Origin of the sequence: Pseudomonas sp. PA-4-8C, from assembly GCF_021606625.1 — a bacterium.
Classification (GTDB): Bacteria; Pseudomonadota; Gammaproteobacteria; order Pseudomonadales; family Pseudomonadaceae; genus Aquipseudomonas; species Aquipseudomonas lactis.
Genome location: NZ_WKCD01000260.1, coordinates 1 through 7,858, shown reverse-complemented (window position 1 = coordinate 7,858; position 7,858 = coordinate 1). Strand labels below are relative to the sequence as shown.

General features: G+C 57.3%; 4 protein-coding genes and 2 rRNA genes. 3 read left to right on the top strand and 3 right to left on the bottom strand.

The genetic code is table 11. From position 1 onward, the window contains the following. The first annotated feature begins 2 nt into the window (after positions 1 to 2). The 3 genes from rrf (GIW04_RS24990) (at position 3) to GIW04_RS24980 (ending at position 2,498) form a co-directional block, all read left to right on the top strand. Positions 3 to 118 (top strand): 5S ribosomal RNA (gene rrf / locus GIW04_RS24990). 109 nt (positions 119 to 227) lie between these two features. Next, positions 228 to 343 (top strand): 5S ribosomal RNA (gene rrf, locus GIW04_RS24985). Between the two features lie 274 nt (positions 344 to 617). After that, positions 618 to 2,498: a methyl-accepting chemotaxis protein gene (locus GIW04_RS24980; protein WP_003187426.1), complete on the top strand. Its 1,881-nt coding sequence runs from the start codon at positions 618 to 620 to the stop codon at positions 2,496 to 2,498. Positions 2,499 to 2,561: 63 nt separating this feature from the next. Here the strand turns inward: GIW04_RS24980 and GIW04_RS24975 are convergent, their stop codons facing one another. The 3 genes from GIW04_RS24975 to GIW04_RS24965 are packed head-to-tail and all read right to left on the bottom strand — an operon-like array spanning position 2,562 to position 7,638. Further along, on the bottom strand, positions 2,562 to 5,939 hold the full coding sequence (locus tag GIW04_RS24975) for an amino acid adenylation domain-containing protein (RefSeq protein WP_236269957.1): 3,378 nt from the start codon (positions 5,937 to 5,939) through the stop codon (positions 2,562 to 2,564). Then, the gene (locus GIW04_RS24970; RefSeq protein ID WP_003187429.1) at positions 5,936 to 6,883 is read right to left on the bottom strand and encodes a diiron oxygenase; all 948 of its coding nucleotides are present in this window, start codon (positions 6,881 to 6,883) and stop codon (positions 5,936 to 5,938) included. The genes GIW04_RS24975 and GIW04_RS24970 overlap by 4 nt, the downstream gene beginning before the upstream one ends. Beyond that, positions 6,880 to 7,638, bottom strand: coding sequence for a DUF3050 domain-containing protein (locus GIW04_RS24965; protein WP_120249195.1), 759 nt, complete (start codon positions 7,636 to 7,638; stop codon positions 6,880 to 6,882). Before GIW04_RS24965 ends, GIW04_RS24970 begins: the two co-directional genes overlap by 4 nt. Positions 7,639 to 7,858 lie beyond the last annotated feature (220 nt).

Genomic DNA, 7,858 nt, shown 5'->3' with positions numbered 1-7,858 from the left:
TTCTTGACGACCATAGAGCATTGGAACCACCTGATCCCATCCCGAACTCAGCAGTGAAACGATGCATCGCCGATGGTAGTGTGGGGTTTCCCCATGTGAGAGTAGGTCATCGTCAAGATTAAATTCCAAAACCCCTGTCTGCTAACGCAGACAGGGGTTTTGTTTATGTAGAAGCTCATGAATTTCACCGGCACGTTGCCAACCCAACGGTCTGGTACACAGAATTTCTTGACGACCATAGAGCATTGGAACCACCTGATCCCATCCCGAACTCAGCAGTGAAACGATGCATCGCCGATGGTAGTGTGGGGTTTCCCCATGTGAGAGTAGGTCATCGTCAAGATTGAATTCCGAAACCCCTGTCTGCTAACGCAGACAGGGGTTTTGTCGTTTAGGGCGGCCCGTCACAGCCCATCTACGCGACACTTACCGCCTGTCGGTTTCCTACGCTAAAAGAAGATGCTTCTCACAAATTCCTAAGATTTGTCGAAGTTTGGCCGAAAGCCTGACGAGCCATGCGTGCACCGAAATAGAGCGACCGCAGAGTCCGCCTATCCCGTTACATGGAATGTTCCACTCGGCACGCTCACCCCCCTTTGGCAAAAGAAGTCGATGAAATGAATCTCAAGTTCAGTCATAAAATTCTGTTGGCCGCGTCAGGCGTCGTGGTTTTAGCCTTTGCGCTATTCACGCTCTACAACGACTATCTGCAGCGCAGCACCATCAGGCAAAACCTCACTTCGTCCATCCAGCAATCCGGCGAGCTCACTGCCAGCAGTGTGCAGAACTGGCTCAGTGGTCGCATCCTGGTTCTCGAGAACCTGGCGCAAAACGTTGCCCACCAGGGCAGCGCCGCCGATCTTCCTGGTTTGGTCGATCAACCAGCGCTTACCAGCAACTTCCAGTTCACCTATGTGGGACAAGCCAACGGGGTATTCACCCAGCGCCCTGACGCGAAGATGCCTGACGACTACGACCCTCGTCAGCGCCCTTGGTACAAGCAAGCAGTACTCGCGGACAAAACCATGCTTACTCCGCCTTATATGGCGGCTGTGGGCGGTCAGATCGTGACAATTGCCATGCCGGTGAAAAAGAACGGCGAGTTGTTGGGTGTTGTCGGTGGTGACCTGAGCCTGCAGACACTGGTGAAGATCATCAACTCGGTAGACTTCGGTGGTATCGGCCATGCGTTTCTGGTCAGCGGCGATGGCCAGGTCATCGTCAGTCCGGACCAGGACCAGGTGATGAAGAACCTCAAGGACATCTACCCTGGCACCAACGTGCGCATTGAGAAGCTCAATCAGGACGTCGTACTCAAAGGACAGGATCGCATCCTCTCTTTCACGCCTATCAGCGGCTTGCCTGGCGCTGACTGGTACATAGGCCTGTCGATCGACAAAGAAAAAGCCTATGCCCCACTAGGCAAATTCCGCACTTCGGCCTTGATTGCGATGTTGATCGCCGTTGTGGCCATTGCGGTGCTCCTGAGCCTGTTGATTCAAGTACTGTTGCGCCCGCTGACCACCATGGGCGTGGCCATGCAGGACATTGCCCAAGGCGAAGGTGATTTGACCCGACGTCTGGACGTGACCAGCAAAGACGAGTTCGGTGAGGTCGGCAGCGCATTCAACCAGTTCGTCGAGCGAATCCACGCATCGATTTCCGAAGTGTCTTCGGCAACACGCCAGGTGCACGATTTGTCCCAGCGTGTGATGGCTTCATCGAATGCGTCGATCATCGGCTCTGACGAACAGAGCGCACGTACCAACAGCGTGGCTGCAGCCATCAACGAACTGGGTGCTGCCACCCAGGAAATCGCGCGTAACGCCGCTGATGCGTCCCAGCACGCCAGTGGTGCCAGCGAACAAGCTGACGATGGTCGTAAAGTGGTGGAGCAAACCATCCAGGCGATGTCTGAGTTGTCGCAAAAGATCAGCCTGTCTTGCACTCAGATCGAAACCCTCAATGCCAGTACCGATAACATCGGGCACATCCTGGATGTGATCAAAGGCATTTCCCAACAAACCAACCTGCTAGCCCTCAACGCGGCGATCGAAGCGGCCCGTGCTGGTGAAGCCGGGCGTGGTTTTGCCGTGGTGGCGGATGAAGTGCGTAATTTGGCGCACCGTACCCAGGAGTCGGCAGAAGAAATCCACAAGATGATCACCTCGCTGCAAGTGGGCTCTCGTGAAGCCGTGACCACCATGAACGCCAGCCAGGCTTCCAGCGAAGAAAGTGTTGAAGTCGCCAACCAGGCAGGTGAGCGCTTGGTCAGCGTGACGCAACGTATCGTTGAGATTGATGGCATGAACCAATCCGTTGCGGCCGCGACTGAAGAGCAGACCGCAGTGGTTGAAACCCTCAACGTCGATATCAACCAGATCAACCTCTTGAACCAGCAAGGTGTGGCCAACCTCAACGAAACGCTCAAGGACTGCGATGCGCTGTCCCAGCAGGCCAGCCGATTGAAGCAATTGGTCGATAGCTTCAAGATCTGATCCTGACTGCATCGGAGCGAGGCCACTCGCTCCGACTGCTTGGCCCTGCGTCCACGGTGCTATTCAGAGGAAGCTAATAGCGCTCAGATAGTCGCAGCCTTTGCGTAACAGCGCCTGGCTCTTGGGTGGATAGCACATCCCCATTTTTTCCAAGCCCCACCGGGCATTGTCGTAACGGATCATCGACGTGTCACCGATGTCTTCGCCCAGCCCGTCCAGATAAAAGCCCAGCACCCCGAACAGGGCGTTATCACGGCTCACTTTGCGCAACGCTCGTTGCCACTCTTCAACGCTGACTCGGTCAAAAACGTGCCCAGCCTCGCTGAAGGCATCGAGGTACTGATCCCAATTCAAGGGCTGCGGATTGTGCAAGTTGAACACGTTTCGCTCGGTGTCAAAATGAGCGCTATGGAAAGCGATGAAACGCGCCAGGAAGTCCACCGGCATCAGATCGAAATTGGCCTCCAGTCGCGGGACGAGGCCCAATTGCAGAGACCCCTTGAGCATCAACAGCAAGCGGTTTTTCTGTGGCTGACAAACACCGTTCTGGCTGTTGAAGCTGATATTCCCCGGACGATGAATATTAACCCAGGCCCCTTGCTCGACTGCTCGTCCTAATAGCCGCTCGGCGACCCACTTGGAAAGGTTGTAGCCATTTTTCACGTAGAGCGGCAGTGTGCGCCGGGCAGGCGTTTCAAGCACGTACCCATCGGCGTCCACGCTGCTGCAGGCTGAGAGCGTCGAGATGAAATTGAGGACCTTCTTGCAATGGGTCTCGCAAAGACGCAGGCACTCCAGCACCGGTTCGACGTTGTCCTTGGCGAGTGAGGCGTAATCCATCACATGATTGACCTGCGCGGCGTTATGCACCACCACGCCGTAATGGCGGGCCAGGTGCTCGTACACGTCATCGGCCAAGCCCAGGCGGGGTTTACGAATATCAGCGGCGTATACCTGCACTCGGCTCAGGTCCAGATCTTCCAAGCGGTATTCACGCAACGCCTGGGCGAACCTTGCCGCCGCCGAATGGCCGGGTAACTCACGCACCAGGCACGCCACGTCCTGCGCGCCGCCAGCCAGCAGTGCCTGGACGATATGCACCCCGACAAAGCTGTTCGCCCCGGTGACGATGGCTTTGCGCGTGTCTCCCGCAAGGGCCGCGGGCAGCGTCTCGACCTCCAGTGCTCGCGTCGCGTCTTGCTCCATCTGGTTGGACCGGGTATCCGGCAGCGTGCCGCCATCCATGAGTGCGGCCAATGTGCGGATGGTCGGCGTCTCAAAAAAGGGGCTCAGGCAGAAGCTACGACCAAACTGCTCGCGCAGGCGTAGCAACAGGGTCGACAACAGGATGGAGTGGCCACCGAGGTTGAAAAAACTCTCATCGATCGAGAGGTCGCCAGCGGGTAATCCCAACAGTTCACCCCACAGGTCAGCCAGTTGTGCCTGCAAAGGGTCTTGTACGCGGCAGCGGCTCACCCCGACGGGTGTAGTTATTGGCATGGCCAGTAAGGCTTTGCGATCAATCTTGCCGTTATTCGAACGGGGCATGCCTGCCAGCTCGCTCCAAGCGCTTGGCTGCATGTGCACGGGCAACCATTGCCGAGCGTATTCCTTCAGGCTTGCCAGCGTAGCGCCAGGTTCTGGCTGGGCGACAAACCCGATGATTCTGTGTGCCGCATCGATCACCACTGCCACTTGGCGAAACAAGCGACTATCGCGCAAGCACTGTTCAATATCCCGAGGCTGAACTCGAAACCCGCGGATCTTGACTTGCTCATCCCGACGGCCGCCCAGCTCGATGCCTACTTGCGTCCATTTCGCCAAGTCGCCGCTGCGATAAGCCTGCAGCACTTGCCCATTGGGCAGTGTCAGTGCCACGAACGGATTGTCGGCCAGGGACGGTGTATTCGAATAACCCAGGCTTACTCCGGGACCGACAATGTACAAGTCGCCCATTACCTGTTCATCCACGGGCTGCAGGTTCTCGTCGAGAATCAGCACCTGGCTGTTGGCGATGGGAAGTCCGACATTGCGATGGCTGTCGCCCCGTTGGAATACTCGATGGGTCGCCAGCACAGTGGCCTCGGTCGGCCCATAGAGGTTATGTAACTGGCATTGATCGGCCAGTTGTTCGATCACGCAGGGCTCGCAGAAATCACCTCCGGTCAGCAGATGGGTCATGCCCAATGGCTGATCCAGCGGCAGGATACTGAGCAGCGCCGGTGGCACGAACCCATGCGTGACGCGTTGCTGGCGAATCAGCTCTAGCAGTTGCTGAAGGTCGTGACGTTGGTCTGGGGTGGGGACGATCAACTCGGCGCCGGCGACCAAGGTCGGGAAAATATCGATCAGTGAGGAATCGAAGCCCAGCGGCGAAAACTGCAGGACGCGGCTGTGTTGATCCAACGCCACGCAACTGACGAGCCAGGCCGTGAAATGCGCCAGGTTGTATTGGCTCAGCAGTACCCCCTTGGGCTGGCCCGTCGTACCCGAGGTGAACAGTGCCACGCACGGCTCGTCGGCACGGGGATGACGGCGCATCAGCGGTTGCGTCATGTCGGCGCTGTGCGCGGCAACCTGGCTCACATCAAGTGAAACGAAACGCTCTCGCAATGGGTGCTGGCCATTCTCCAGCAGCACACAGGCCTTGAGGCTGGTCAGCATGCAGTGCTGGCGTTGCTCCGGGTGGTCAGGCACCAGCGGCAAATACACGGCGCCACAGCCAAGCACCGCGAGAATGCTGGCGTACAACTCGGCGGATTTCTCCAGGCATACGCCGACCACTTGTGGAGCCTCGGCATCCTCCAGTAAGGGAAGCAGGCGTTGTTGAATAGCCATGGCTTGTTGCTGGAGCTGCCGATAAGTCAGCGCATGACCGGCGGTGTTCAGCACTGTTCGATGTGCGAAGGTATTGAGGCTGGCCTGCAGCCGTTCGATCATGGGCGTTCGGGCCGCGTGCAGTAAGGCAGAGTCCGCCGTGTGGTTGAACCGGTGCATGAAAGCCAAGGCATCCAGCTCTTGCAGACTCTGTTCAGGCCAGGCGTTAGCAGTGGCCGTTGCCGAGAAATAAGCGGGATCTCTTGAGAAACCGCAGACCAACAAAGCAGCGCATTCCACCAATGCATCCGTTGCCTGCTGGCGCAACCGCTGCCCATTGCCGCTGGGCTCCTGGGCAACGTCTTGCACAGCTAGCAGGCGCCGCTCGCGGTCATAGCAGCGCAACTGCAGTAAGGGCAGCCCGTGTTCGCAGAGCGGGCCGATACCCACGCGCAAGCTTAACCAAGGCGCACTGGTGGGCGAGGGCGGCAGCGGCTGACTCCCGTCGTCAATCATCAGGTCGATAGACCCCGCTCCTGCCACATGCCCATATTGCTCCAGCTCCTGCTTGAGCGCCTCCAGAGCTTTACTGGTGCCACGCCACTCGATCTGCAAGCGCCTCATGCCAACTTCCTCGCTACGGGCAGGTAGTCGCTCAGGGCTCGTGCCACGCTAGGGGTTTGCAGGACACCGCTGTGGTGCAGAAAGCCCATGATATTGGTCACCAGCGGATGTTGATGGGTGATGGGAAAGTCCAGCGCCTGGATTTCATCGCGCAATGCCAGGCGAGCGTCGGCACTGATAACCAAGTGTTCGATCAGTTGCAGATCGAAGTCTTTTTGTAGGTCGTTGGTCAGGTAGTGCGTCAGGAACACGGGCAGGGCTTGGGCAATGTGGTCGCGATCTTGCGGGCTTGCCGACTGCCAGTAGAGACGCACCAACTGTGTCCAGAACCGCGCATGCCGCCCTTCATCAAACAGATGATCGGCCATCAGGCCGCGGACAGAAGATTTGACGCTGCCGTCTTTGGAAAATGCTGCGACGTCATGGGTGACGGTGTTCTCAGCGATGGCGACGCCGATCAACTCAACGGCATCGTGCAAACATACCGGTACCTGCGCCTGGGCTGCCGGCAGCGCGCGGCCCAATTCAATTTGCCCGGGTAGATCAAGCGGTTGGATTCCGGTCATCTCCACGGCTTGCTGCAGAAAATCCAGCGCGACCAGCGCGTGGTAATCCTCGTCGACAACGACTGTCATCGCGTCGTAGCGGCAGGCGAGCGGGAAGGGCAGGGAGAAGCGATTTTTAGCGATGCTGCGCGCGGTTTTGTCGACGATCTCGGTTTCGAAAATCACCACGTCATTGATGAATTTATAGAAGCTTTGCATCAGTACGAAGTCGCGCCATTGTGGGCAGTGCTTGAGAAAGGTTGCACTCAGCACCAGAGGCTGGCGGCACAGGGGGAAGATGAGTTTGTCGTCGTCTTCCAACATCCGCCGGGGGCGTGTGCGGATGGTTGCGCGACGCTCCCAGTCATCGGCAAAGGATTGGTAGTGGGCGGCGTTCACGGGCGTACCTCTTGCATCGAGGCCAGTACGTCGTCCCAGAGGGTTATACGACTCTCCACGGCGCCCAGGGCGGCGTTATCGGCCTGTCTCTGACGGCTGGGGTCTGCTTCGAACAGACGCTGTAGCAACTGATGCGCCGCAGGCCCGTGATCATCGCTGTCCATTTCGATATGGCGGCTGAGGTAGTGACATAACGTAGGGGCCTGCCGACCTATGAAAGCATGGCTATGCAAAAGCCTCTGGAACATAGACGGAATTACACTCTCGCGGCCATGCAGGAACGCCGCCGCCACACAGTGGGTCGGGGCGCTCAAGGCGATTTGTAAGGTGCTGTCGACGAAGCGGGCCACGCCCTGAGGCGCACCGATCATTTGCAACGCTGCGCTTACCTCCACCCCCTGGCTTTGCAACTCGATAAAGCGGGTGATTGCGACAGTGCTGGCGCCCACTTCCGTCATGGCGTCCAGGTACAGCTCGAAGTGGCTGCAATAGCCCCGTGTCGGGTGCTCGTCCGACTCTTCCGCCAATACGATTTCATTGATCAGGCGGGCAGCGTGCGGGTCAGCGCAGGGGAGCCAGGGCAGTTGCGTGCCGGTCAGGTCCTGTTGCAGACGTTTGGTCAGGCTCATGAAGTCCCACACAGCAAATACATGGTATTGCATAAAGTGTTTTAACTTGCCAAGAGTGGTTATTTCTATAAATAACGGGTGGCCGAACAGTTTTTGTTTTTTTTGCTCAAGTAAATATTGATGCATGTTGACGCCTATAGTTGTTGCGAGTGCTGTAAAAGCAGTGTTGGAATATTATAGTTGTGGATGTAAGAGTAACTTGGGCGCGACCACGCGCACGACGCTGCCTTTTAAATAGGCGGTCGCAGCGGTTTGTGAAAGCGGAGCTTGCTGGACGAAGATAATAAGCTGATTGAATGTTTGAACCGGTATACAAATGTATTAAAGGACTTTGCGGATGTTTATA